Source organism: Mycobacterium sp. SMC-18, assembly GCF_045310895.1.
In the GTDB taxonomy this organism is placed as follows: Bacteria; Actinomycetota; Actinomycetes; order Mycobacteriales; family Mycobacteriaceae; genus Mycobacterium.
In genome coordinates, this window is record NZ_JBJIAL010000057.1 from 1 (window position 1) to 24,691 (window position 24,691).

20 protein-coding genes and 8 pseudogenes are annotated in these 24,691 nt (G+C 64.0%); 15 read left to right on the forward strand and 13 right to left on the reverse strand.

Features of this window, described 5'->3' with window-relative positions:
- Positions 1-96: 96 nt before the first annotated feature.
- Positions 97-1,165 (reverse strand): annotated as a pseudogene (locus ACJH6J_RS27690) (IS3 family transposase).
- Between the two features lie 516 nt (positions 1,166-1,681).
- Between ACJH6J_RS27690 and ACJH6J_RS27695 the strand changes: the two are divergent.
- Positions 1,682-2,937, forward strand: a pseudogene (locus ACJH6J_RS27695) (IS256 family transposase).
- Between the two features lie 206 nt (positions 2,938-3,143).
- A pseudogene (locus ACJH6J_RS27700) lies at positions 3,144-3,631 on the forward strand (DUF6933 domain-containing protein).
- 222 nt (positions 3,632-3,853) lie between these two features.
- On the opposite strand, the gene ACJH6J_RS27705 reads toward ACJH6J_RS27700, so the two are convergent.
- Genes ACJH6J_RS27705 through ACJH6J_RS27720 form a run of 4 tightly spaced genes read right to left on the reverse strand, consistent with a single transcriptional unit; the run spans position 3,854 to position 4,746 of the window.
- Complete coding sequence (locus tag ACJH6J_RS27705; protein ID WP_406785142.1) at positions 3,854-4,045, reverse strand: transposase; 192 nt, start codon at positions 4,043-4,045, stop codon at positions 3,854-3,856.
- Positions 3,993-4,274, reverse strand: coding sequence for a hypothetical protein (locus tag ACJH6J_RS27710; protein WP_406785141.1), 282 nt, complete (start codon positions 4,272-4,274; stop codon positions 3,993-3,995). The genes ACJH6J_RS27705 and ACJH6J_RS27710 overlap by 53 nt, the downstream gene beginning before the upstream one ends.
- Positions 4,184-4,606 (reverse strand): transposase, encoded by a 423-nt coding sequence (locus ACJH6J_RS27715; RefSeq protein WP_318986926.1) that lies wholly within the window; start codon positions 4,604-4,606, stop codon positions 4,184-4,186. Before ACJH6J_RS27715 ends, ACJH6J_RS27710 begins: the two co-directional genes overlap by 91 nt.
- Positions 4,606-4,746 carry a hypothetical protein gene (locus ACJH6J_RS27720; protein WP_318986925.1) on the reverse strand — a complete coding sequence of 47 codons (141 nt, stop codon included), beginning with the start codon at positions 4,744-4,746 and terminating at the stop codon, positions 4,606-4,608. The genes ACJH6J_RS27715 and ACJH6J_RS27720 overlap by 1 nt, the downstream gene beginning before the upstream one ends.
- Positions 4,747-5,091: 345 nt before the next feature.
- Here ACJH6J_RS27720 and ACJH6J_RS27725 point away from each other — a divergent pair, with 345 nt between their 5' ends.
- Entirely contained in the window at positions 5,092-5,682 is a 591-nt protein-coding gene (locus ACJH6J_RS27725) for a TetR/AcrR family transcriptional regulator (protein WP_318986924.1), read from the forward strand.
- A 27-nt stretch (positions 5,683-5,709) separates the two neighbouring features.
- On the opposite strand, the gene ACJH6J_RS27730 is transcribed toward ACJH6J_RS27725, so the two are convergent.
- The 3 genes and pseudogenes from ACJH6J_RS27730 to ACJH6J_RS27740 form a co-directional block, all read right to left on the reverse strand.
- Positions 5,710-6,573 (reverse strand): metal-dependent hydrolase, encoded by an 864-nt coding sequence (locus ACJH6J_RS27730; RefSeq protein WP_071288462.1) that lies wholly within the window; start codon positions 6,571-6,573, stop codon positions 5,710-5,712.
- A gap of 754 nt (positions 6,574-7,327) precedes the next feature.
- A complete protein-coding gene (locus tag ACJH6J_RS27735; protein WP_318986952.1) occupies positions 7,328-7,900 on the reverse strand; it encodes a TetR family transcriptional regulator in 573 nt (190 codons plus the stop codon).
- A gap of 96 nt (positions 7,901-7,996) precedes the next feature.
- Positions 7,997-8,782, reverse strand: a pseudogene (locus ACJH6J_RS27740) (IS630 family transposase); the annotation flags it as partial.
- Between the two features lie 17 nt (positions 8,783-8,799).
- Between ACJH6J_RS27740 and ACJH6J_RS27745 the strand changes: the two are divergent.
- The 4 genes from ACJH6J_RS27745 (at position 8,800) to ACJH6J_RS27760 (ending at position 11,964) form a co-directional block, all read left to right on the forward strand.
- Positions 8,800-8,964, forward strand: coding sequence for a hypothetical protein (locus tag ACJH6J_RS27745; RefSeq protein ID WP_160109707.1), 165 nt, complete (start codon positions 8,800-8,802; stop codon positions 8,962-8,964).
- A 15-nt stretch (positions 8,965-8,979) separates the two neighbouring features.
- Positions 8,980-9,570, forward strand: a complete 591-nt coding sequence (locus tag ACJH6J_RS27750) for a hypothetical protein (protein WP_061000565.1) — start codon at positions 8,980-8,982, stop codon at positions 9,568-9,570.
- Between the two features lie 118 nt (positions 9,571-9,688).
- Complete coding sequence (locus tag ACJH6J_RS27755) at positions 9,689-11,152, forward strand: DDE-type integrase/transposase/recombinase (RefSeq protein ID WP_071289796.1); 1,464 nt, start codon at positions 9,689-9,691, stop codon at positions 11,150-11,152.
- 38 nt (positions 11,153-11,190) lie between these two features.
- A complete protein-coding gene (locus ACJH6J_RS27760; protein WP_226522213.1) occupies positions 11,191-11,964 on the forward strand; it encodes an ExeA family protein in 774 nt (257 codons plus the stop codon).
- Positions 11,965-12,127: 163 nt separating this feature from the next.
- Here the strand turns inward: ACJH6J_RS27760 and ACJH6J_RS27765 are convergent.
- The 3 genes and pseudogenes from ACJH6J_RS27765 to ACJH6J_RS27775 all read right to left on the reverse strand — a co-directional run.
- Positions 12,128-12,433, reverse strand: a pseudogene (locus ACJH6J_RS27765) (helix-turn-helix domain-containing protein); the annotation flags it as partial.
- Between the two features lie 42 nt (positions 12,434-12,475).
- Positions 12,476-13,358, reverse strand: a pseudogene (locus ACJH6J_RS27770) (alpha/beta fold hydrolase).
- Positions 13,359-13,384: 26 nt separating this feature from the next.
- Complete coding sequence (locus ACJH6J_RS27775; RefSeq protein WP_061003656.1) at positions 13,385-13,822, reverse strand: PaaI family thioesterase; 438 nt, start codon at positions 13,820-13,822, stop codon at positions 13,385-13,387.
- A gap of 311 nt (positions 13,823-14,133) precedes the next feature.
- Between ACJH6J_RS27775 and ACJH6J_RS27780 the strand changes: the two genes are divergently transcribed.
- Both ACJH6J_RS27780 and ACJH6J_RS27785 read left to right on the forward strand, forming a co-directional pair.
- Entirely contained in the window at positions 14,134-14,448 is a 315-nt protein-coding gene (locus tag ACJH6J_RS27780) for a transposase (protein ID WP_406776281.1), read from the forward strand.
- Positions 14,333-14,697, forward strand: a pseudogene (locus ACJH6J_RS27785) (transposase); the annotation flags it as partial. The gene ACJH6J_RS27780 and the pseudogene ACJH6J_RS27785, both read left to right, overlap by 116 nt.
- Before the next feature lie 499 nt (positions 14,698-15,196).
- Here the strand turns inward: ACJH6J_RS27785 and ACJH6J_RS27790 are convergent.
- Positions 15,197-15,865, reverse strand: a complete 669-nt coding sequence (locus tag ACJH6J_RS27790; RefSeq protein ID WP_318986951.1) for a TetR/AcrR family transcriptional regulator — start codon at positions 15,863-15,865, stop codon at positions 15,197-15,199.
- A gap of 162 nt (positions 15,866-16,027) precedes the next feature.
- Here ACJH6J_RS27790 and ACJH6J_RS27795 point away from each other — a divergent pair, with 162 nt between their 5' ends.
- The 6 genes from ACJH6J_RS27795 to ACJH6J_RS27820 all read left to right on the forward strand — a co-directional run bounded on the left by ACJH6J_RS27795 (position 16,028) and on the right by ACJH6J_RS27820 (position 23,270).
- Entirely contained in the window at positions 16,028-17,533 is a 1,506-nt protein-coding gene (locus ACJH6J_RS27795) for an MFS transporter (protein WP_346414624.1), read from the forward strand.
- Positions 17,534-17,592: 59 nt separating this feature from the next.
- Positions 17,593-18,066 (forward strand): PaaI family thioesterase, encoded by a 474-nt coding sequence (locus ACJH6J_RS27800; RefSeq protein ID WP_318986950.1) that lies wholly within the window; start codon positions 17,593-17,595, stop codon positions 18,064-18,066.
- Entirely contained in the window at positions 18,063-18,707 is a 645-nt protein-coding gene (locus tag ACJH6J_RS27805; RefSeq protein ID WP_318986919.1) for a TetR family transcriptional regulator, read from the forward strand. Before ACJH6J_RS27800 ends, ACJH6J_RS27805 begins: the two co-directional genes overlap by 4 nt.
- A gap of 73 nt (positions 18,708-18,780) precedes the next feature.
- On the forward strand, positions 18,781-19,203 hold the full coding sequence (locus ACJH6J_RS27810; RefSeq protein ID WP_318986918.1) for a DUF6188 family protein: 423 nt from the start codon (positions 18,781-18,783) through the stop codon (positions 19,201-19,203).
- A gap of 120 nt (positions 19,204-19,323) precedes the next feature.
- Positions 19,324-19,998, forward strand: coding sequence for a TetR/AcrR family transcriptional regulator (locus tag ACJH6J_RS27815; RefSeq protein WP_406776282.1), 675 nt, complete (start codon positions 19,324-19,326; stop codon positions 19,996-19,998).
- 182 nt (positions 19,999-20,180) lie between these two features.
- The gene (locus tag ACJH6J_RS27820) at positions 20,181-23,270 is read left to right on the forward strand and encodes an RND family transporter (RefSeq protein WP_406804860.1); all 3,090 of its coding nucleotides are present in this window, start codon (positions 20,181-20,183) and stop codon (positions 23,268-23,270) included.
- A gap of 60 nt (positions 23,271-23,330) precedes the next feature.
- Here the strand turns inward: ACJH6J_RS27820 and ACJH6J_RS27825 are convergent.
- Positions 23,331-24,571 (reverse strand): annotated as a pseudogene (locus ACJH6J_RS27825) (IS256 family transposase).
- Positions 24,572-24,691: the final 120 nt, after the last annotated feature.

A 24,691-nucleotide genomic window follows, 5' to 3' on the forward strand; every position in this document is an offset into this window, starting at 1 on the left:
GGACTCGGCACCGACCGAATCAACTGGAACGGAGGTCGCCTGAAACAAGCCGATCCACAGGTATTGACAATTCCTCCCCGGATGGTGGACACGGGGTCAGGCGGCTTGTGCCGTCTGATGATGGCGGTGCTCGAAGTCGATTGGGCTGATCATGCCGATCTTGGAGTGCCTTCGTCGGCGGTTGTAGATCCGTTCGATCCAGTCGCCGACTGCGAGCCTGGCAGCGTGCTTGGTGGGCCAGGCGTATCTTGTCCCAGGGTGTACTGCGTGCCACGGTCAGCGTGGAAGATGACCTGTGCGGGCAAGGCCCCACGCAGCGCCACTGCCATCGACGGTGCGGACTCCACCAGATCGGTGCGCATGTGGTCCTCGACTGCCCAACCCAGGACCCGCCGCGAGCACCCGTCGTCGAACCGCGCACAGGTACAGCCAGCCCTCACCGGTAGGCAAGTACGTGATGTCCGAGGTCCAGACCTTGTCGAGCTCACCGCGGTCGAATCGACGGTTGACCAGGTCGTTGGGGCGGTGTGCGTCGAGGTCCACCACGGTGGTCACCGGGGTGAACTTCCGCGGGCTGATCCCGGCCAGGCGTTGGCGGCGCATCGAGGCCGCCACCGTCTTGCGGGAGATCACCTCCCCGTCTTCACGCAGATCGGCCAGGATGCGCGGTGCGCCGTACACCTGATCGGAGGCGTCGTGGAAACCCTTGACCTTGACGTCGATCGCCTCACGGCGCTGCTGGGCCGGCGTGGGCCCCGCCGCACGGGCTGTGCGCCACTTGTAGAAGCCCGACCGGGACACCTCCAACAGTCCAGTCATCCGCACGATCGTGAAGTTGGCCTTCTCCGCTTCGATGATCCGGTACATCTCTACCAGTTCTGTTCGGAGGCGAAGAAGGCTGCGTCCTTATCAAAAACGCACGGTCCAAACGCAATTCGGCGTTCTCTGTGCGTAACCGTTCTCACTCTTTGCGTTCATCATCGTCGAGCACCTCGGGATTATCGGATGCCGAACGTGCTCTGGCGGTGGCGACTCACCGGCCGAGCAATTGATCTCCGACACCGATCTCTGCGGCTACGTCCGCAACGGGCCGACCGGTATCGACAACCAGGCGCACGGCCTGCTCGCGATACTCCGGGGCGTACTTCTTGCGGTTTCCCGACACGGGAACATCCTCCCCGCAGGACCAGCAGTACCGCGATCAGATGTCCACCATCAGGGGTCAACCCCAACACCCGGCCAAGGATCCCGCACTGTCACCCCCCGGTCCCGAAACCCCACCATGCCAGGGGACTTACCCATCCTGATGTCGTTTCATCGCAACTATCACTACCATCGCGCTAGGCTTGCTCGTGTATCGAGCGGTAGATACCTGGTACTTTCGAACCCTGTACTCACAAGAGCGCTCGAATCGCTCGTCGATGATCGAGTGAGCGTCGAACGTGCTCGCGACAATCGCTGTAGAGAACGCCGGCTGGAAGTGAAGACGCGCTTACCAACTGCCGTCACCACGCTTCGGTCGTGGCCCGCTTCGGCGCCGCAAGTGAATACTTGGGGGGAGTTTGCGGGATTCGGTGTAAATGGCCCAATACGCCGAGCGTGAGCTTGGTGGGAAGGGTCCACAGTGACCGAGACGATGAGGGCTGTGTCCTCTGCAGCTGATACTCACGATGATGTGTCCATGGCGAGCTCACCCGCACCGGATGAGCTGGCGACCGCGCGGGAGCTGGTGCGCCTGTTGCAGGCCTGCGGGGTGTCGTTCGCCGGTACCACCGACGGGGTGCTTCGGGCGTTGACCAAGACGGTGGTCGAGACTGCGCTGGAAGAACTGGCCGTTCACCTGGGCTATGACAAGCACGACCCGGCTGGCCGAAACGGTGCCAACTCCCGTATCGGTACGCGCACCAAGACGGTGCTCACTGACACCGTCGGCCAGATCGACATTGTGGTGCCCGGGACCGGGACGGCACGTTCGAGCCGCAGATCGTTGGTAAGCGTCAGCGGCGGTTGACCCGGGTCGATGAGATCGTGTTGTCGTTGTATGCCAAGGGTATAACCACAGGGGAGATCGCCGCGCACTTCGCCGAGCTCTACGACACCACAATCTCTCAAGATACGATCAGCCGGATCACCGACAAGATCATCGGTGACATGTCCGACTGGGTGGCCCGGCCGCTGGAGACGATCTACGCCGCAGTAATCGTCGACGCACTGAGCGTGAAAGTCCGCGACGGGCAGGTCGCCAACCGGCCGTTCTACGCCACGATCGGCGTGGACCTAGCCGGCCACAAGGATGTGCTCGGGCTCTGGGCCGGTGACGAGCACGGGGAATCAGCCAAATTCTGGTTCGCGGTGCTGACCGACCTGAGCAACAGGGGCGTCACCGACGTGTTTTCCTGGTCTGTGGCGGACTCAAGGGGCTGCCCGATTCGAATAAGCGAGGTGTGGCCGGCCACCATCGTGCAGGCCTGCACCGTGCACCTCATTCGCAATAGCTTCCGTTACCTGCCGCGCCAGACCTGGGACGGGCTCAAACGCGATCTGCGGCCGATCTACACCGCACCGTCGGTTACCGCTGCCGAGGACGCGCTCGAGCACCTCAACGAGCAGTGGGGCGCACGCTATCTGGCGTTGATCCGGATGTGGCGGTCCTGCTGGAACGAGTTCATTCCGTTCTTGGACTATCCCACCGAGATTCGCCGAGTGTTGCGCAGTACCAATGCGATTGAGTCACTCAACGCCCGCTACCGGCGGGCCATTAAGGCACGTGGGCATGTGCCCTCCGAGGCTGCCGCACTCAAATGTCTGTATCTGGTGACCCGATCACTGGATCCGAAAGGCACTGGCCAGCAGCGATGGGCAGTGCGATGGAAGCCCGCTTTGAACGCGCTCGCGGTAACATTCGCCGACAGGATGCACGACCTCAACCGAGGCTAGGGAAACCACCATTTACACCGAAATTCGGATAGGCCCGACGGTCCCGGCAAGCCAACTCAGATGTCACCTATACGTGCAGCACACCCCGGCATGTCGAGGAAGTGATGCAGATCAGCGACCAACACGTCGCCACACTGTACCGGCGCCAAGCCACGGTGTTCTTGCGTACCGACCGTCGGTGGCTTTGCCTGCCATCATGACTCGTGATGTTGCGATGTACCGCCAAGGTGTTGGCGCTGCTGGGGGTGTCTGAGCCGGCCATCGGCGAAGCGTGCGCGCGGGACTGGTATGCCCACCTGGTCTGGATCGACCGGCGCAAATGCCTGCTGGTGACCCATGCCGGGACCTTGTTCCCGGTGTTCATGCCGAACGTCACCGCCGCGGGGCTGCGCCCGATCGGACCGCCCGTCGTCTCGGCGATCCAGGCCGCGCTGCAAGCCGAAGGGCTGCCCGCCGATACGCTCGGCAATCTTGCCCCCAGCAGGTGGCCGTGGCCAAGACCGCCGACCGCCGCATCCTGGGCACCATCAACGACCTAGCGTTCACCACCGAACACGTCATCGCCACCGCTGGCGGCCTGGCCCGCTGCGACATCGACGCGCTGCACCACGGCCTGCATCGCACCATCAACAGCATCACCGGCTACATCCCACCGATCGACCTGGTCACCGCCAGCCATCATGGCCAGCGGTAAAAGCTGGCAGATGCGGGCAGGTAGACCCTCACACGTATAGCGGCGATCCCTTACTGAGTCGTACCGGCGTCGCGACCCGAGGTCGCTACGCGGTGGCCGAAATGGGCTCTGCGGAGCCGGTGTTGGAACTCATGGAGGCGGGCGGCGGCCGCAGTTCACGGGGTGGGTCAAGCAGTGATCGGCGTAAGTCTTGCAGCAATCGGGTGCCGACCGGTGTCATGGTCAGCCCGCGCCAATCGGCCGAGGCTCGGTCGAGTACCGCCCACTCCAGGCTGATGGCGTAAGTCGATGAATAAGACATCTGTGGGGCAACGCTTTTGGGTAGATCTGTTCGATTGCCGCAATCAGGCCCTTGGCGCCGTCAAAGACGACCAGCAGCGGACAGCCAAGGCCGCGTTCGCGCAGATCGGTCAGGAAATCGGCACACGCCGGTCGACTCGCCGGTCCCGGGGGTCAACCCAACGAACACCGGCTTGCCCTCGGTAGTGATGCCCCAGGCGGCCAACATCGGCTCGGCCGGTGACCCGGGGTGCATCCGAAAGAAGCTGGCGTCTAAAAACAAGTAGTCCAGCGTGATCTCGTCGAGTCGGCGACGCGCCCACGACTGGTATTCGGCTCGAATCGCCTTGCACACTTCCAGCACCGTGGATTTGGAGATCGCGGCCGGATCACCGAGTGTTTCACCAGGGTGGCCTCCACGTCGCGCACCGACAGCCCGCGCACGAACGAGGCGATCACCAGCGTCTCCAGCGCGTTGGTTTTCGTCACGTGCTTGCTGAACAACCGCGACGCGAACGCTGCGGTCCTGCCGCGCACCTTTGACCGCTCCAGCGTGACCGGCCCGGTGATGGTTTTGACCGTCACCGGCCGATACCCGTTGCGTGAACCGTCGTTAGCGTCGGGACAGGCGGCGGTGCGTTGGTAGCGTTCGCGGCCAAGGAACTCGGTGACCTCGGCCTCCAGGGCCGCCTGCATCAAAGCTGGGCGCCCAGGCGGGCGACTTCTTCAAGGATCTCCGGCAGCTCGCGATCCTCGCCAAACAAGGCGTGGATCTTGGTGCGGATACGGTCGATGGGCTGATACTCGAACAGGCACGGGCGCGACTCCTTCTTCACAGACTTGCAGGTCGTGAAGCGGAACCTACGCCCGTCCTCCCTATTTACACCGGATTCCGGACACAACCCCGCTAACGTCCACTGTGGTCATGCCATCTCGTCACGCAGGACGACAGGCAACGGCCGCACCGGGAGAAACTGGGAACTTTCACTTAGCGCCATCAAAGACGCTGCACAGCCGGCGCGCTCGGCCATCGGCTCGCCGGCACGATCGCGGGCCATCAGATCTGAATCTCCACTAAGCCAGTGGGCTTCCCTGATGAGTCGGTGTTAACATTTTGTTCAACCCCTTGTGTGGCATGATAAATTCCACCAATTCGGCGAAAGGGCTGGTCGCCAACGCACATGACAGTCGCTCACAGTCGCGGTAAAGGAGATCAACGTCGGGAGAGGATTCTCGCGGCGGCCGCGCAGCAGATCGCCGACCGCGGATACCACGCGGCGTCGATGGCGGATATCGGCGATTCTGCTGGTGTCGTCGGTCCGGCGATCTATCGTCACTTCGACAGCAAAGCAAGCTTACTGACGGCACTCTTCGAGCAGGTGATCGATTCCCTGCTGCGACGCGCTTCTTTGATTGTGGAGAAAAGTAAAAGCGAGACCGAGGCGCTGACAGCGCTAGTGGCAGACCACGTAGCCCTCGTCTTGGATCAACGCGAGCTTGCCATCGTCTACTACCGTGAACTTCACAATCTCACTGCGCAGCACCGCAGCCGGTTGCGCCGCAAACAACGTCTGTATCTTGAGGAGTGGGTGCACGTACTGAGTGAGTTGCGTCCCGAACTAGACGAAATCGGCCTACGTGTCGTAGTGCACGGAGCGATCGGCGCCATCCAGTCGACGCTTCAGTACGGTGAAACCGGGATGGCGACCGAGCGCACAACTGCGCTACTGACTCAAATGGGTCACGCTGTACTTGGCGTCGACCCGCTGTAACCGAGACGACGTGCGTCGGCCACTCAGCTACGGGCCGACGGACTTCTGCGATCCATCTGCTTCGAACAATTCTCGGCTCCAGTATTCCAAGACCGCGGTACTATCCCAGTCGTCTGGATGGAAGCCGCGTTGCGTGTAAGAGCGAAAGCGCCGCAGTGCGTCCGCAGTAAAAATCGGGCTACGGGAAAATCGATAGAGGCTGCGCAACAGGCGAATGGGATTGTAGGACGCGCGATCTGCGGCCATTGAAAGGGCCGTATGGGCGAACAACTCGGCGAAAAGGATTACCGAAGCGATGCGCATGCCGCGGATACGCATCTGCTCGGTGCCCCCGATTGTTTGATAGACATCGAAAGCCACCGCCTTATGTTCGGACTCTTCAAACGCATGCCAAAGAAGAATCGATCTCACTTCGCCATTGCCGATGAGTTGGCGGGCGCTTTCGCTAGTGAGGATTATCTCCGCCAGTGTTGCGGTATAATGCTCTAACGCTGAGGTCAGTGACAGTCGCATCGCTGGAGAAAGACGCTTTTCGAGTCGCTCTATCAGCCTGCCTACGTGGCGGTCAATACGCGCGGTGGGATATCCCATGGTCTGAAGGCGCTCGTTCAATAGTCGATGCTGGTATCGGTGCGTCGCTTCTTGGCCCACAAAGCCTTTTACCGCCTCTTGCAGGCTTGCGTCGATCACCGAAGTTCGGAATTGGCGCACTGATCGTATGAAGAAATCTTCTCCCTCCGGAAACGTCGCCGATAGTACGGCTATGAAATGACTCATCACAAGATCGTCGTCTACGAAATGCTGTCGGCGATTCCCTGACGGCATCGCAAACGTCACTCGTCGTGGTGTTGGTAGAACGCGAGTATTCCGAGAAGCTTTGTCTTCAAGCATGTTCGCTCTGACCTTTCGGGAGGAGGCAGCTCTGTGTGTCCGACCTGACGGCGCGGCACGTTTACAGATATATATTGAAAGTAAATATATCGACAGAAGTGCCCTTTTGCAAGCGTAGTCTTATGTGTGCATGGCGGTGTCGGCTCGGTCTAGAAGTGAGCGGGCGGGTGGCCCAGGATCGACTACATTTTGGGCAAGTCGAGCCACCCAAACTGCAGCCGGTGTGACACTCCTACGGGAATCGGCTTGGCGGTGTCGGCGGCAACTGAATCGTGACCAGAGCGCGCGACACTGATCAGAATTCAGTTGCTGTTGAGAGGCGGCCCCAGAGGATGAAGTACGAGCATGTGGGTAGGGCAATCAACTCTTCGGCGCCCCCAACTCTTCGCTGACCGTCGCCGCGCATTTTGCGTCTCGCGACGAGACCGGGCTGAGACCAGGGTTTGAACTCGGATCGGCCGACCATGCCCCAGTGAAATCTGCTGTACGCCTCGTATTTTCAATGCACGCGTGAAGTGATGAGTTAGAGTCGACGCTGTTTCTGACGACGCCATCGGCAAGTGCTTACTCGGCCTGCTTGTGCCTAAAAGTGCATAGTTGAAGCTGGCAGAGGCATCGGCAGCGATCTGTTGCCTTCGGAGAGTGCCTCTTGAACAGCTGATCTCATTGACTATGCGGCCTTGGACAATAGCGGTGCAACGGTGGCGGTGGCCGCCAGTGCCTCGCGCGTGACAGGCCGATCATTGATCCACCGCTATCGCGGGGCCAGATAGCGCAGTGCTACCTGCGAGATTCGCCGCCCGGTGGTGTGGGCGTCGGCGGCTGGCAGCACGAGGTGGCTGACGGTGAGCCGGACCAGTACGTCGGCCACTTCATTGACGTCCTCGGGATCGAGCTGGTCGAAGTGCTCGCCGAACCACGCGATTAGCGCGGCCGATGACAACTCAAGCAGTGATGCGGATGTGGGCAACAGCGGAAGGACACCGGTTGCGCTGTCGCGTGTCCCCGTTGTAGTTGTACGGGTCGATGTCAACGCGGCTTTCAGCAGAGGACTGGCCTCAGCTTCCTTGAGCGTGTACTCCACGGCGGCGGTGATTCCACCACCGATATCACCGGTATGCGATGCAAGGACGGCGTGAATTCCTTCCAAGAAGAGCTGACCTTCAGTGACAACCAATGCGTCGCCTAGGCCCTGCTTGTCGGTGAATTCCTTGTACAGAGTTGGGCGAGATACGCCGACGAGCTCTGCAACCTCGCTCATTCGGACTCGCTCCCACCCTTTCTCGATCGTGAGTTCTCGGGCCGCCCGCAACACCTCGTCGCGCATGTGTCGGCGGAATGACATCCGCATGGATTCTGTGGGCATGTGAGCAGGATAAACGCGACGGCGCCGGACGCCGCATCAGAGTGGTTGATCAAGGAGCTAGTGTCTTGAGTCATTAATTCGAGTGCAGTAGTTCCCGATGCTGGCTAGGATTTGGTCGGCGGTCTTCGTCCAGACGTAGGGGCGCGGATTGTCGTTCCAGGTGTCGATCCATGCTCGGATGTCGGCGTTGAGTTGGCGCACTGAGGTGTGGGTGCCGCGGCGCAGTTTCTTGGTGGTCAGCTCGGCGAACCACCGTTCGACCAGGTTGAGCCATGATGAGCTGGTCGGGGTGAAGTGCAGCACAAAGCGGGGATGGCTTGTCAGCCAACGTTTTACGGCGGGGGTCTTATGGGTGGAGGCGTTGTCGAGCACGACGTGACAATCCAGATCGGCGGGGACTTCGGCGTCGATTTTCTTCAAGAAGGCGAGAAATTCAGTGGAGCGGTGGCGCGCGTGCAGTGAGCCGATCACCGTTCCTGTGGTCAGGTTCAAGGCCGCATACAGGCTCGAGGTGCCGTGGCGGATGTAGTCGTGACTGGCCCGCGCTGGGGTACCGGGCAGCATCGGGAACACGGGCTGGGTGCGGTTCAGAGCCTGGATCTGCGTCTTTTCGTCAACGCAGAGCACCACCGCCCGCTCCGGCGGGTCCAGGTACAGACCGACCACGTCGCGGACCTTTTCCACGAACAGCGGATCCTTGGACAGTTTCCATGAATCCTGTTTGTGTGGAGCTAATCCGAATGCGCGCCAGACCCGCGAGACCATCGACTGACTCAAGCCCAGGTGATCGGCCATCGACCGCGTCGACCAATGCGTGGCATCCGGTGGAGTCGTTTCCAACGTGTTGACCGTCTCTCTGGATGGCTATCACGGGGTGGCCATTCGTCATTGATCTTGCCGATGTGATCGGTGGCGTGGCCCGCCGGCTTGAGCTTGGTGGTGTGCACCATCAGTGTGATGAGGAACTGATGGGTGCGCGGCACCCCGCCGAAGTCTTGGCGGGCTCGCAGGGTGCCGCGCTGTAGTGCACGGAGGCACTGATGGTGACGGTAGAGGCTGATCTGGTCTGCGTCGAGTCCCGGTTGGCAGCTGGCCAGATCAGCTGCCCGGCGTGCTCGCAGGGTGTTCTTGGCGGCTGGGGATTCGCCCGCACTCGCCGTGTCGTCGGTCTGGCCGGTGCGGTTCGGCCGCGGCGGGCGCGGTGCCGGTCGTGTCTGGTGACCCATGTGTTGTTGCCGGTCACGGTGTTGCTGCGTAGGGCTTATGCGGCACAGGTGATTTGGGAGTCTTTGTCGCTGCGCGGCCACGGGCAGGGGTATCGGCAGATCGCTGAGCAGTTGCGGGTTCCGGCGGCCACGGTCCGCGGCTGGCTACGTCGGGCCGGCGGGCGACTTGAGGCGGTTCGGGCGCGGTTCCTCATGGTGGCGGTTCGAGTCGGGATCGATGTGACGATTCCCGACGAGCGGAGCAGTCCCTGGGGTGACGTGGTGGCGGCGGTCAACGCCGCGGCGGCGGCGATCCGGCAGCGGTTCGGACCGGCCGGATTGGTGGGCGCGGTGACGCCGGCACAGGTGCTGGTCGCGGTCAGCGGCGGCCGGCTGCTCTCACCGGGCTGGTCCTGGATGCGGTAGGTCCGGTACGCAACACCAGTTGCCTCTGACGCGGCGCGGCGTGATCGGTGATCCTCGCGAAGGCACCTGCCCGGCATTGGTTTCGGGCAGGGCCTTCGACTGCGAGGAGGGCACTGCGGTGTCATTGGAGGAGCACAAGCGTCGGGAGCGGGCCCAAGCGATCGGACTGTTCCGGTATCAGCTGATCTGCCCGGCGCTGGACGAGGGGTTATCGACCCGCCAACGGGGTCGGCTGGTCCGCGAGATCGCCGAACGTCGCCATATCGACCCGTTCGGCACCCAGGTCCAGATCGCGCGAGCCACCCTGGACCGTTGGATCCGTCGCTACCGGGCCGGCGGGTTCGAAGCGTTGGTGCCCGAGCCGCGCCGGCTGGCCACCCGCACCGATGTCGGGGTGCTGGAGCTGGCCGCCTCGTTGAAGCGGGAGAATCCGTCACGCACCACCGCCCAGGTGGCCCGCATCCTGCGCACCGCGACCGGATGGGCACCCTCGGAATCGACCCTGCTGCGCCATTTCCATCGCTGCGAGCTGATGGGCCCGGCCGCCGGTGGCGCCAGGGAGGTGTTCGGCCGGTTCGAAGCCGCCGACCCCAACGAACTGTGGGTCGGCGACGCTCTGCACGGTCCGCGGGTCGGTGACCGCAAGACCTACCTGTTCGCCTTCCTCGACGACCATTCTCGGTTGGTGGTCGGTCACCGGTTCGGGTTCGCCGAGGACACCGTGCGTCTGGCGGCCGCGCTCAAACCCGCGCTGGCCGCCCGCGGCGTGCCAGCCTCGATTTATGTCGACAATGGTTCGGCGTTCGTCGATGCCTGGCTGCTGCGGGCGTGCGCGAAACTCGGTATCCGACTGGTACATTCGGCGCCCGGGCGCCCGCAGGGACGGGGCAAGATTGAACGGTTCTTCCGCACCGTGCGTGGGCAGTTCCTCGTTGAGGTCACCGACACCACCACCGAGGACCTCGCCGCCGCCGGGGTCGACCACACCGGTGCGCTGTTGGAGCTCAACCGGCTGTTCATGGCCTGGGTCGAGACCGAATACCACCGCCGCACCCATACCGAGACCGGGCAATCCCCACTGGAGCGCTGGGACACCGGCTGGGACCGCCTTGGTCACACTCCGGAGTTGCCGACGGCGGCGGATCTGACCGAGGCGTTCTTGTGGTCGGAATTTCGGGTGGTGACCAAGACCGCCACCGTCTCCCTGCATTCCAACACCTACCAGGTCGACCCCGCCCTGGCCGGGCGCCGCGTGGAGCTGGTGTTCTCCCCGTTCGACCTGCAGACCGTCGAGGTCCGCCACCGCGACCAGAGTTTCGGTGCCGCGACACCGCACACCATCAGCCGCCATGCCCACCCGAAAGCCCGACCCGAGACCGTCGAGACCCCGCCGGCAACGACGGGGATCGATTACCTGGCGTTGACCGCTGCCGCCCATCACGAGCAGCTGCGTGAGGATGAACGTATCGGCTATCACGCCCTCTACGGAACCGACTCCGACGGCGACCAGGTCGCCGCTCAGCTCTCGATCACCGACCTCGCTCCCACCGAGGACGAGTTCGAGGACGGGGTGTCGGCGTGAGTATTCAACGGTTGCAATCACATTGGGGCTTCACACGGATGCCGTTCGGGCGGGATCTGGCGCCGTCGATGCTGCACCGCCACCCCGGCCACAGCGAAGCGATCGCCCGCATCGGCTGGTGTGTGGACCAATGCGCCATCGGCGTCATCACCGGCGAAGTCGGCGCTGGCAAAACCGTCGCGATCCGCGCGGCAGCCACCTCCTTGGATCCGGCGCGGCACGTAATCATCTACCTCGCCAACCCCACCATCGGGGTGCGCGGCATGCTCACCCACATCGTGGCCACCCTCGGGCACACCCCGGCGTTTCACACCGCCCGGCTGGCTCCCCAAGCCGCAGACGCCTTGGCCGCCGAGCACGCTGAACGTGGCCGCAACCCCGTGTTAGTCGTCGATGAAGCCCACCTGCTCGACAACCATCAACTCGAAGCGATCCGGCTGCTGACCAACCACGACATGGACAGTGGTTCACCGTTCGCCGTGGTCCTGGTCGGGCAACCCACCCTGCGGCACCGACTGCGTCTGGGTGTTCTGGCCGCGTTGGATCAGCGCATCGCCGTGCGCTACACCCTGCCCGGCATGACAGCGGCCGACACCGCCGACTACATCGGGCATCACACCAAGATCGCCGGCCGCTCCGATGCGCTGTTCGCCGACGACGCGATGACCCTGATCCACAACGCCTCCCGTGGACATCCGCGTGCGGTCAACAATCTCGCCCTGCACGCGCTCACGGCCGCGTTCGCCGCCGGGCACTCCATCGTCGGGGAGAAAGCCGCCCGCATCGCCATCAGCGAAACAGCAACCGACTGAACCCGATCCGCTTCACCACGGCGACGACCACGTCACCGCGACGAGGATCCCGTCACCGAGATCACAAACGCCCCGCTCGCCACAGTCGAGCGGGGCGTTCTCATCAGTGCATCGTCATCAACACCGATGACGCCGACATCGTCATCTTCAACGACGGCCAACACAACGTTGCAGTGATCAGATCCTTGATCTGCTCATCACCCACGACACGCGGCCGGCCCGGGCGCGGCTCGTCGAGCAATCCGTCGCAGCGGTCCACGACGAACCGATTACGCCACCGACGCACCGTGGTGATCGACAGATCCAGCCGCCGCGCCAGTTCGGTATTGGACCCACCATCGGCGGCTGCCAACACAATTCGCGACCGCATCGCCAAGCCTGCAGCACTAGTCCGACGCCTGGCCCAACCCTCAAGCTCAGCCCGCTCATCAGCGGTCAACACAATCTTGGCAGCACGCGGAGTCGGCACGACCCAGTCTAACAGCTAGATCGTAATTAATGACTCAGGACACTAGACGAGGTCGTCGAGGAAATCGAGCACCGCTTCCGAGAAGACAGCGTTGTCATCGCCGGCGATCATATGGCCTGCGCCCGTGACATCGACAGTGCGCGCATGCGGCACGAGGTCGCGGAAATCGTTCACAGTTTCGTCGGATACCACGTCGGACAGCAACCCGCGCACGAGGAGTGTTGGTGCCGTAACACGCTGCGCACCGTCGACCAACAAAGTGCTCATCTTCTCGAATTCGGCTGTCCCGGCTGCCTGGTCGCCTTGGAGAAACTGGAAATTCGATGCCACGAACGCGGGATCCCAACGCCACACCCACCGGCCGTCGCTTCGTTGATGTAGGACTCTTCGAAGTCCGTCGAGGTTGTTCGGTCTCGAGCGGTGCGGGTTGTATGCCGCGATGGCCTCGGCGGCGGATTCCAGGTTGTCGAACCCGTTGGCGTGCGCCGACATGAAGGCGACGACGCGCCGTGCGCCTTTCATCTCCATACGTGGTGTGACGTCCACAAGAATCACGGCGTCCCACAAGTCTGGCGGAGCTAGCAAGTGACTGCCGAGAATGGTGAGGCCGCCAAGGGATGCCCCGATGGCCACGATCGGCCGTCCCAGGTTCGCGTACGGCCGTACTGCGATCAGATCGGATCCGAGCCGATTCAGATCGTAACGGCCTGTGGGATCCCAGTCGCTGTCACCGTGCCCGCGTGCGTCATACGCGGCCACCGTGAATCCGCGCGCGCAAAAGCAGTGCTGTGACGTCCCAGGCGTGTCGGCTCTGACCGCCGCCGTGGAGTAGCAATACAACCGCGCGAGGTGCGGCACAGCGGTAGAAGTCAACAGCCAGAGTGAGCCCGTCGCTGGTTGGCACGCGCTCAAGCGCAGCGGTCACCCTTTAGCCCTTCCGCTCGCCATTGATCACGAGGTCGGCTTCAGGCCCACGATCGTCACAGTGCCCTGGGCGACACATACTGCGCGACTTTGGTTGGTGATGTCGATCCGAGCAACGCCGCTGGTTCTCCCGAGCGCGACAATCTCGGCGACTGCGACGCACTTGCCGGCGGATACGGGCCGAAGCAGGTTGAGCTTGAACTCTGTTGTCGCAACCCATGAGCCCTCAGGGATGACTGGGTAGAACACGACACCGAGGCAGTGATCAACCATGGCGGACAGGCAGCCGCCGTGCAGGTTGCCGAACGGTGTCTTCAAGTCGTCTCGGGCGTCCATTTCTGCGACCAGTCGGCCGGCGATGAACTCGGTGTGTCGGAAACCGAGGTAGCCCGCGAGTCCGCCGACGGTCACTGTGGAGTCCTTCAACTGTTCGGCGACACGGTCGTTGAATGTGGCGAAGTTCACCGGCATATTCAGCCTTTCAAGACATAGATTGCTGATGAGACAGTACGTCAAGGTTGTTCCGTTGCGCGATCGTTACTGCTGGAGGCGATCGCGGGAATTAGCGGCCGTTCGTCGTACCCGCGTAATCCGTCTCCGCTGCGCTCTCGGGGCCCGCTGGCGGCAAGCAGGCTAAGAATAGTGCGAAGAATCCACTCCGAGCCATGATCGATGGATACGCCGGGCGTCAGCTGTGTCCAGAGCTTCGGGACTGTGGATTTATCGGTGTTTCCGGCCTGACACGCTGAGCGAAGCTCGGCGAGGAAGGTGCCGTGATGACGCCACTGGATGTGGCGAAGAAAAAGTCGGGGCCCTCCGCTGCGCAGCAGGCTGCGGTCGAGCTGGTGCGGCTGGCCCAGCAACAGGGGCCATCGCTGACCGGTCCGGACGGACTGCTCAAACAGATGACTAAAGCGGTGCTCGAGATCGCGCTCAATGAAGAGATGACCGAGCACCTGGGCTACGAGAAACAGCAACACTTTTCGGCTCACTTCCCGCAAGTCCTTGGACGAGATCAAGCGGGACACCAAACCGACCTACACCGCGATCAACGCCGCCGACGCCCGGGCCGCGTTCGACGATCTGACTGAAAAATGGGGCCAGCGGTATCCGGCGGTGATTCGGTTGTGGGGCAACGCCTGGGCGGATTTCATCCCGTTCCTGGACTACGACGTGGAAATCTGCCGAGTCATCTGCAGCGCCAATGCTATTGAGTCTTTGATCGCCCGCTTCCACCGAGCGATCACGGCAGGGCACGATGGGTGATGCGGTGCAAGCCAGCGCTCGACGCGTTTGCAATCACGTTCGGCGACCGATTCCCGGCAGCCGCGACCTACTGATGGAAACCGCCGGAAACACCGTTAACGAGATACTCCGTTGGCAAGTTCGATGGTGACGGGTGGCCGGTAGTGATGCCGTGCGCAGTCACGCCGTTCGGGTAGCTGTCGCTATCCGCAGTGTGGGCTTTCCGCCCGGACCTTCTCCAGCGGTGAGTTTGGCGAGCTGTGCGTCGACGGTCTCGATGGGTCAGCGGACCGCCGAACGGACGAATTGAAGAACCGCCTTGATAGGCGGAGAGGACTTCGCTCAGATCGGCGAGTCGGTCGAGTGGGATCGCGAACTCGTCGGCGGATGCAAGGGGCTTTCGTTCACCGCTGCATTGCAGATCTTATGTAGTAAGCGCTGTGCTCACCGGGGTATCTGGTGTTTTTCCGAGGCATTGGCTTCGGAGTTCCTGATCGGGAGCAGTGACGTCCGCTGATGTTCTCCGTTAAGGGTGAATGCGGGTTGGGCGGTGCGCCTACTGCGAACACTCCATCCGTGGGACGCTCGCTGGTTCTAGCTGGCGTCGGGTCTTGTTGTGGCTGGGTTGACGCTGTAGGTGTCCATGAAGGTGTCGACGAGGCGGATGCAGTCGTTGTGGGTGATGGCGCGGATGCCGGTCAGTCGGGCGAAGACGAGGGGGCCGACGAGCTGGCAGATGGCGAGCTCGACGTCTAGGTCGCCGAGTTCTCGGCGGCCGTCGGCGCTTTGCAGGATGTTGTCGAAGGGTTGCCGGTATTGCTCGACGACGCGGGAGCGCAGCGCGTGAGCGTTGGCGTGCGGGGTGCCTTCGGAGTCGGCGCTGGGGGTTTCGGCGGGGCCCAGGGCCGCCCAGGCGAGGGTGGTGACTTGCACCGGCGCTTCGGCGAGGAGGTCGGCTTGGCGTGACAGCAGTTCGATGAGTCGCTCGCGCAGAGTTCCGCTGGTGGGTTCGGGCGGAATGACTTGCGGCAGTAAGCGTTCGAAGGTCGCTGCGAGTAGCTGGGTGGAGCTATTGAAGTGGCGGTAGAGGGTAGTGCGGGCGACTTTGGATGCCTTGGTGACCGCGTCGATGGTGACTGCTTCAACGCCGCCGGTCTTGAGTAGGTTGGCGGCGGCATCGAGCAGTCGGTTCCGTGACCGCGTGCGGCGCGGATCGATGTCCTCGTCATAGTCGTCCGGTATCGGCGGGGCCTGATTTCTCACTGTGGCTCCTTTGCTGATCCCGGGTGTGTTCGTCGACAACCTCAGTTATGGTACATCGAGTAGCGCAGCGAAACTGAATGTACAGGGGTGTTGAGCGTGCCGGATCAGCAGAGATCATTCTCGCGTGGGCAGCAGTGGACCCTAGTCGTGTCGTGTGCCGCGGTGGCGCTGGTGATTGGTTCGATGGCGGCCCTATATACCGCGTTGCCGAACATTGCCGTTGATACCGGGGCAACGCAGAGCCAGCTGACGTGGGTAGTCGACGGGTACACCTTGGCGATCGCGTGCCTGGTCTTGCCTGCGGGCGCGGTCGGCGACCGTTATGGCCGGCGGGGCGTGCTGATCGCCGGGTTGGCGGTGTTCGCGGCGGCGTCGGTGGTGCCGTTGGCATTCGACACCCCGTGGTGGCTGATCAGTGCGCGGGCGGCGGCTGGGGTGGGTGCGGCGTTGGTGATGCCGTCCACGTTGTCGATCCTGACCGGTGAGTTCGGGGTGGCCCAGCGGCGACGTGCGGTGGGCATCTGGGCGGGCGTGGCCGCCTCGGGTGCAGTGGTCGGGGTGCTGATTTCTGGTGTGCTGCTGCAACTTTGGTCGTGGCGGGCGATTTTCGTGGGGCTGGCCGCCGCGGCGGTGCTGCTGCTGGTCGCGGCGCTGCGAGTGCCCACTTCCCGCGAGGGTGCCCATCCTCGTATCGACGTGGTGGGGTCGGTAGTGATCGCGCTGGCGATCGGTCTGCTGGTGGTCGCTCTTGTCGAGGCGCCGCATCGCGGCTGGACGGACACCGTGGTGATGGCGCTGTTTGGTTGCGCCGCTGGATGTTTGGTGGCGTTCGCGGTGGTGGAGTTGCGGCGTGCTGACCCGCTGCTGGACATGAGGTTGTTTCGCGATCGCAGTTTCACGGCGGGCACGGTGTCGCTGGTGCTGCATTTCGTGGTGATTTTCGGGGTGTTTTTCCTGCTGGTGCAGTACCTGCAGCTGATCAGCGGGTATTCGCCGATCAGGTCGGCGTTGGCGCTGACACCGTTGATTGTGCCGATCGTGGTGGTCTCGGTGGCGGCACCGCAGCTGGCGGCACGCTGGGGGTTGCGCGTGATGCTGGCGGGTGGTCTGGGGATGCTGGCGGTCGGGATGTTTCTGGCGAGCCGGCTCGACGTGCACTCGGGTTATGTAGACATTGTGTGGTCCCTGGTGGCGCTGGGGACCGGTTTGGGTCTGTGTACAGCGCCGTCGACGGCAGCGGTGGTGGACGCCACCCCGGTGCACAAGCATGGGGTGGCCGCGGCGGTCAACGATGCGGCCCGCGAAGTCGGCGCGGCGATGGGGATTGCCATCGCGGGCAGTGTGCTGGCCGCCGGCTACAGCGATCGGGTCGGCGCGACCGCGGCTGCCCTGCCGTCGCCGCTGCGCGCTGCATTCGAGGACTCACTGGCGGCCGCGGCACAAGCGGCGCTTCATGTCGGTCCCGCGGCTGACGCTGCCGTCGCGCAGGCGAAGTTGGCGTTTGTTCATGGTTGCGCGACAGGGGCTTTCGTGCTTGCGATGATCAGCGCAGTGTCGGCATTGATCGTTGCCGTGTGGGCGCCGGGCCGATCAGCACCGCCACCCGAGGCGGCTGCGCCGGTGGTGCCCGCCCCGGCCAGTTCGAGTGAGCCGGCGGGTGCCGCGTGAGCGACTCGGTAGCCGATGAGGATGTGCCACAACAACTTCCCGCGCACACCCCGGTGTGCATGGGATGTGGCCCCGACAATCCGCATGGCCTGCGGTTGACGGCCTATCGCGACGGCACGGAGGTGTTCGCCGATGTGACCTTCGATGAACGGCACATCGGTGCTCCCGGTCTGGCCCACGGCGGCGCGATCGCCGCGGCCTGCGATGACGTGCTCGGCTTCACGCTGTGGATCGCCGGCACCCCGGCGGTAACACGCAGCTTGACGATCGAGTATCTGCAACCGGTCCCGCTGCACCACACCCACCGTGTGCGCGCCCGCGTCGTGGATCGTCGCGGCCGGGTGCTACGCGTGGAGGGAACCGGGGTGGGCAGCGACGGCGTCACCAGGTTCACCGCGGCGGCGGTCTTTATCGCTGTGGACGCGGCCCATTTCGCCGCGCACGGCGACATCACCGGGTTCACGGAGATGTTCGCCGACCTCGCGCGCCACGCCGCCGGCGGCGGCGTCGAGCGCGATAGTGGGCCGCGATGAGCGTGCCCGATGTCCAGATGAGCGAGCCTGATACGTACTTGCGCCCGCCACCGGTGCGTCCGAGTCCGGTGGTCGTCGCGGGCCGCCGCGAAGAGATCCTCGACGCGGCGCTGGAGATCGCCTCGGCGCACGGTTTTGAGGGTGTGCGCATGCGTGCGGTTGCTGCGCGGGCCGGCACGGCCGCGAGCTCCCTGTATCGGCACTATTCGTCCAAGACGCATCTGCTGGTGACGGTGCTGGCCCGCGAAATTGAGCGCCTGGACGCCGAATTCGACTGGAGCGCCGATGAATTGACCCCACCGCAGCGCTGGGCGCAGTTGACGGTGCGGCTGCATCAACGGTGGCTGGACGAGCCCGCGTTGACCGATGCGATGGTGCGGGCGTTCGTGGTGGCCGATACCGGCGCGGCCGATGCTGTGCAGTACGCCGTCGGCGTGATCGAGGACATGTTCGCCCGCGCGCTCGGCGGACCCTCGCCTACGCCGCGCGAGCGACACCTGGCCGGTCTGATCGCCGACATCTGGCTGGCCAACCTCACGGCCGTGATCAGTGGGCGGGTCACCCCCGCCGATGCGCGGGAGCGCATCGACCGCACCGTCGGCCATCTGCTGGGGGCATTGCTGCGCACCGACATTCGATAGCGGAACTTGTGGTATCGCTGCGCTACTTTTTGTACCATGACTGTGCACAACGACGTGCCGAAAGGAGCCGGTCATGCACACTCTTTGGATCACGCACTGCACCATCCAGCGGGTTTCGTTGCACGAGGGGTTGGTGCTCGACTTCGACGACTACAACGAGTTGGTGATCGCCACCGCGATGAAATTGACCCTGCCGCCGGTGGGTCTGTATCCCGAGGAACAGGTGGTGATCGACCCGCACAACTTCGCGCCGCAGCACCGCGCCCTGCTCGACATGGCCGGCGCGACGTGCGCCCACGCCGAATGCGACGACGACGGCGCGCTGCATCTTGTGCTGTCGACCGGGGGCGGTATCGATGTCACCCCCGATGGCGACCGGGCCTCCTGGGAGCTGTACGGCAAACGGCACGGCTACATGGCCTGCCTGCCGCCGGGGCAGGTCCGCATCGTGCGCCATGACCTCCCCATCGGTGATATTGGCGCTGCCGCAAGCTAATTGCTTTGCCGACTCCGCCGTGGGCCGCCAAAATTTTGTTGACGAACGCTGCGCCCGGCGAACGTGGAACAACTAGTATCGGAGGGATACTTTTTGTTCCACTTGTGCGGGAGGCTGGCGATGGGTAAGCGGACCAATAGCTCCACGGCCGCGGCGTCGGCGGTGGGCAAACCGCGCTCCACGATGGCTGATCGTCAGCGCGCCCAACGCGCCGAGCTGGTCCGCGAAGAGGTCATTGATGCTGCATTGGCCGAGTTCGCTGAGCGGGGCTATCACCAGACCTCGATCAGCCACATCGCCGCGCGGCTCGGCTCGGGGCACTCGATGTTCTACCGATATTTCGAGAACAAGCGCGACATCGTCGATCACGCGGTGCGACAGGTCAACGGCCGGCTGGGCGCTGCCATCGATGAGGCCACGCCGTGCCTGGTCACCTCCATCGAGGAGTTCGGTCAGTACCTGTCCTCAATCGGCATGGCCTACACCGATGTCCTCGCCGAAGAGCCGCGGCTGTTGCAGCTGATCGTGGTGCAGGCCGCCGGGGTGGATCAGGAAATGTCGCAGCGGTTTCACCGTATGTATGACAGCGGCGCCGCGATCCTGGGTGCGGCGCTACGCCACGGCATCGACCGCGGCTACATCCGCCCCGACCTCGACATCGGTGCTACCGCCGAGTCGATCGTGGCGATCCCTTTCGGCATCGCCCTGCGCTACGGACACAAACCCGACCGTGACGTTCTGATCGCCCAGACCGCGGCGATCACCGCCCTGGTGTGTCGGGGTATCGCCGTCTAAACGCCAGGCCAGGGCCGGGCTGGAGGCTGCGCCGGCATCGTTATCGTCCACGAAAATAACGCTGCCGCAACTTAATTCGGCGCCCGAAGCCGGAAAAACTATGCACGAACGCTTCCCTGCCGGAAATGGAACAATTAGTATCGAAGCGATACTTTTTGTTCCGTTTTGACGGCAGGGGCAGCATGAGTGATCGCACCGACGGGCCTGGCACCACGCGGCGGGGCCGGGTCACCGACCCGTCCGCGTCGTCGGAATACAGCGCCCGACTCGGGCGCCTCGCGACGTTCACGGTGCGCCACAAGGCTCTGGTGATCGGCGGGTGGATTGCCGCGGCAGTGCTGCTGGCCCTGCTGTTCCCGCAGCTGGAAACGGTGGTGCGCCGCCAGTCGGTGGACCTGATTCCGCGCGATGTGCCGTCGTTTCAGACCGTGGACCGGATGAGCACCGCGTTCGGCGAGCAGGGCTCCAAAACGATGCTGTTCGTGGCGATGGAGGACCCCGCTGGGCTGAGCGATCAGGCACGTCAGCGGTACGGGGTGTTGATCGAGCGGTTGCGCGCCGACCATGCCCACGTGCTGCTCGTGCAGGATCTGCTCGCCGATCCGGTCACCCGAACCCAGGCGGTCAGCCGGGACGGGAAAGCCTGGTACCTGCCGGTGGGCATTGCCGGCGCGCTCGGCGATCCCACTGCGGCCGAATCGGTGGGCGCGGTGCGCGACATCACGACAGCGGTGTTCACCGGATCGGGGGTCAGTGCCCATGTCACCGGCCCGGCCGCGACGTTCAGTGACCAGATCTCTTCTGCCGAACACGATTTGCTGTTCGTGTCGATCGCCACCGCTGGGCTGATCGCGCTGATCCTGCTCATGGTGTACCGATCACTGTTCACCGCGCTGCTGCCGCTGCTGGTCATCGCGCTGAGCCTGGCCGTGGGGCGGGGCGTGCTCTCGGGACTCGGGCAATCCGGGTTGCCGGTCTCGCAGTTCACCGTGGCGTTCATGACCGCGATCCTGCTCGGCGCCGGCACCGACTACACGGTGTTCCTGATCAGCCGCTACCACGAACAACGCCGCGCCGGAACGCCACCGGAGGCGGCGGTCATCACGGCCACCGCGAGCATCGGCCGCGTCATCCTGGCCTCGGCGGCCACCGTCGCGTTGGCGTTCCTGTCCATGGTGTTCGCCACGCTGAGCGTGTTCGCCGCCCTGGGTCCGGCCTGCGCGGTCGCCGTCGCCGTCGGATTTGTGGCTACGGTGACCTTGCTGCCCCCGGTGCTGGCCGTGGCGGCCCGCCGCGGCATCGGCGAACCCAAACCCGACCGCACCCGCCGCTACTGGAATGCCGTCGCCGTCGCGGTGGTGCGCCGCCCGGTACCGCTGCTGGTCGCCAGCCTGCTCATCCTGGGACTGCTGGCCGCCGCGGCCACCGCGATGACCATCAGCTACGACGACCGCGCCGGCCAACCCGCCAGCACCGCCAGCAACCAGGGCTACCAACTGCTCAACCGGCACTTCCGCAAAGACATGGTCCTGGCCGAATTCCTCGTGGTGCAGAACCCGACCGACATGCGCACCGCCAAAGGGCTGGCCGACCTCGACCAAATGGCCTCCCGCATCGCTCAAGTGCCCGGCGTCGTCTCGATCGCCGGTGTCACCCGACCCACGGGCGCCCGCTTGGAGCAAGCCCAACTGTCCTGGCAGAACCGGCAGATCGGCGACAAGATGGCCCAATCGGTCACCGACGCCAACGCCCACCGCGCCGACCTGAACACCCTGACCCACGGGGCCGACCAACTCGCCGACGGCCTCGCCCAACTCGACACCGCCGTGCGCACCGCCATGGGACCTCTGGGCGGTGTGCTCACTCAGGCCTCCACTGCCGGCGCCCGCATGCAGCGTTTCGGCCCACTGCTGCAACAACTCTCGGCCACCGCACCTGGTGTGGATCAGGCCATCCAAGCCGGCCCCGGCATCCGCCCCCTGGCCCAGCGCGCCGAGAACGCCATCGGTGTCCTGGACCCGCTGGCCGGTGCCCTCAACGCTGCCCCGTGGTGTGTGGCGACCCCCGAATGCGCCCAAATCCGGGACCAAGTCGCGGTCCTGGTCACCTTGCGCGACAACGGATTTTTCACCCAGATCGCCACACTAGGAGACCACTACAACCCGGCCACCGATGCCACCGTGACCGGCACCCTCACCGACATTCAACACACCGTCACCGCCATGAACACCGCGTTCAAAACCCTCGGTGACCCCGCCGATCTGGCCGCCAACATCCACCGGCTGCAGCAAGGCATCGGCCAACTGGCCGTCGGATCCCGCGCCCTGGCCACCGGCGTACACGCCCTGGCCGACAGCAACATCCAGATGCTCACCGGCATGAGCACGATCGCCACCGCACTACAGAACTCGGCACGCGCCACCGCCGGCTCGGACTCCGCTGCCGGTTTCTTCCTGCCCGCCACCACCTTCGATGACCGCGAGTTCGCCGACGTCGCCAAACACTTCGTCTCAGCCGACGGCAAAACCGCCCGCTTCGCCATCGACACCAACGCCGACCCCTACAGCATTCAAGCGATGCGGCTGGCCCAGCAGATCACCGACGTCGCCAACGCCGCCCGCCCCAACACCACCCTGACCGATGCCAGGGTGGCGGTCGCCGGGTTCCCGGCCGTCAACGCCGACATCCAGCGCCTGCTGTCCGCGGACTTCACCCAACTGGCTATCGCCACCCTGGTCATCGTCGGGCTGATCCTGGTAGCGCTGCTGCGTGCCATCATCGCCCCGCTGTATCTGCTGGGCACCGTGATCCTGAACTACCTGGCCTCCCTGGGCATCGGCGTCATCGTCTTCCAGTGGATTCTCGGCTACCAAATCGCCTGGCCCGTACCGCTATTGGCGTTCATCATCCTGGTCGCAGTCGGCGCCGACTACAACATGCTCCTGGTATCCCGGCTGCGCGAAGAATCCACGGCCAACCTGCGCGTCGGGGTCCTGCGCACCGTCGCCAACACCGGATCAGTCATCACCTCGGCCGGCCTGATCTTCGCTGCCAGCATGTTCGGCCTCATGATCGGGTCGGTGGCGATCATGTTCCAGGTCGGGCTGATCATCGGCTGCGGGCTGCTCCTGGACACCTTCCTGGTGCGCACCCTCACAGTCCCCGCCATCGCCACCCTGCTCGGTCAAGCCAGCTGGTGGCCTCAACGTCCATCCCGGCGCCGGGCACCCGCCACCGCGCCGGCACACCGAGAACCGGTCGGCACAACGTAAGTCATGGCCCGCCGCGCCCGGGACTGTCAGATAAACGGTGGATCTGATCCTGGCATTTGGTTAGTTGCCAGTCGGAGTGATCCGGCCGTTAAAGGTGATCGCGAACGCGTTCAGTGCGGGCTTCCACCTCATCGCCCATCGTGCCCTACCGCGGCCGGTGGGGTCCAGGGATCGGGTCACCAGGTAGAGGCACTTGAGCGCGGCCTGTTCGGTCGGGAAGGCCCGCGGGCCCGAATCGCCCGTCGGTAGAGGGCATTGAGCGATTCGACCGCATTTGTCGAGCAGATGACGCGACGAATCTCGACGTCGTAGTCCAGGAACGGCACAAACTCACTCCAGGCGTTCTCCCACAGCGCCGTGATCGCCGGATACTGCGCACCCCACTTGGCGGTGAACTCGACGAACCGCTCCTTGGCCGCAGCCTCGGTCGCCGCGGTGTAGACCGGCCGGATGTCCTTGGCGATCTGATCCCAATACTTACGCGACGCGTAACGAAAGGTGTTACGCAGCAGATGAATCACGCACGTCTGCACCACCGCGCGGGACCACACCGTGTTGATCGCCTCCGGCAGCCCTTTGAGGCCATCGCAGACCACCATGCACACATCGGCGGTGCCGCGGTTCTTGATCTCTGTGAGTACCGCCAACCAGAATTTTGCGCCCTCACCGCCATCGCCGGCCCACAGGCCCAGGATGTCGCGCTCACCGGTGCAGGTGACCCCGATCGCGACGTAGATGGGCCGGTTGGTGACCTGACCATCGCGAACCTTGACGAAGATCGCATCGATGAACACCACCGGATACACCGACTCCAGCGGCCGGTTGCACCACTCGGTCATCTCGCCGACCACCTTGTCGGTGATCCGCGAGATGGTGTCCTTGGATACCGTGGCTCCGTAGACGTCGCCGAAGTGGGCGGCAATCTCCCCAGTGGTCAATCCCTTTGCCGTCAGCGACAACACGATTTCATCGATCCCCGTCAGGCGCCGTTGACGTTTCTTCACGATCTGCGGGGTGAACGAGCTGTTGGTATCCCGCGGCACGTCGATCTCGACCGGCCCGATCTCGGTGAACACCGTTTTGGTCCGGGTGCCGTTGCGGGAATTACCGCTGCCGCGGCCAGCCGGGTCATGCTTGTCATAGCCCAGGTGCTCGGCCATCTCGGCATCCAGCGCCGTTTCCAGCACGTTCTTGGTCAACTGGTTCAGCAGCCCATTCGGGCCGACCAGCTCGACGCCTTGTTCCTTCGCCTGTGCGAGCAGCTGCTCCGCTAGCTGCCGTTGATCCAGGTCAATCGCCATAGATTCGAGTGTTTCTGACATCGTCAGTCCTCCCCGCCAAGCTCAGAGCAATTGTCAATACCTGTGGATCGGGGTGTTTCAGGCGACCTCCGTTTCGGTGTGTTGATCGCCGTCTGACGG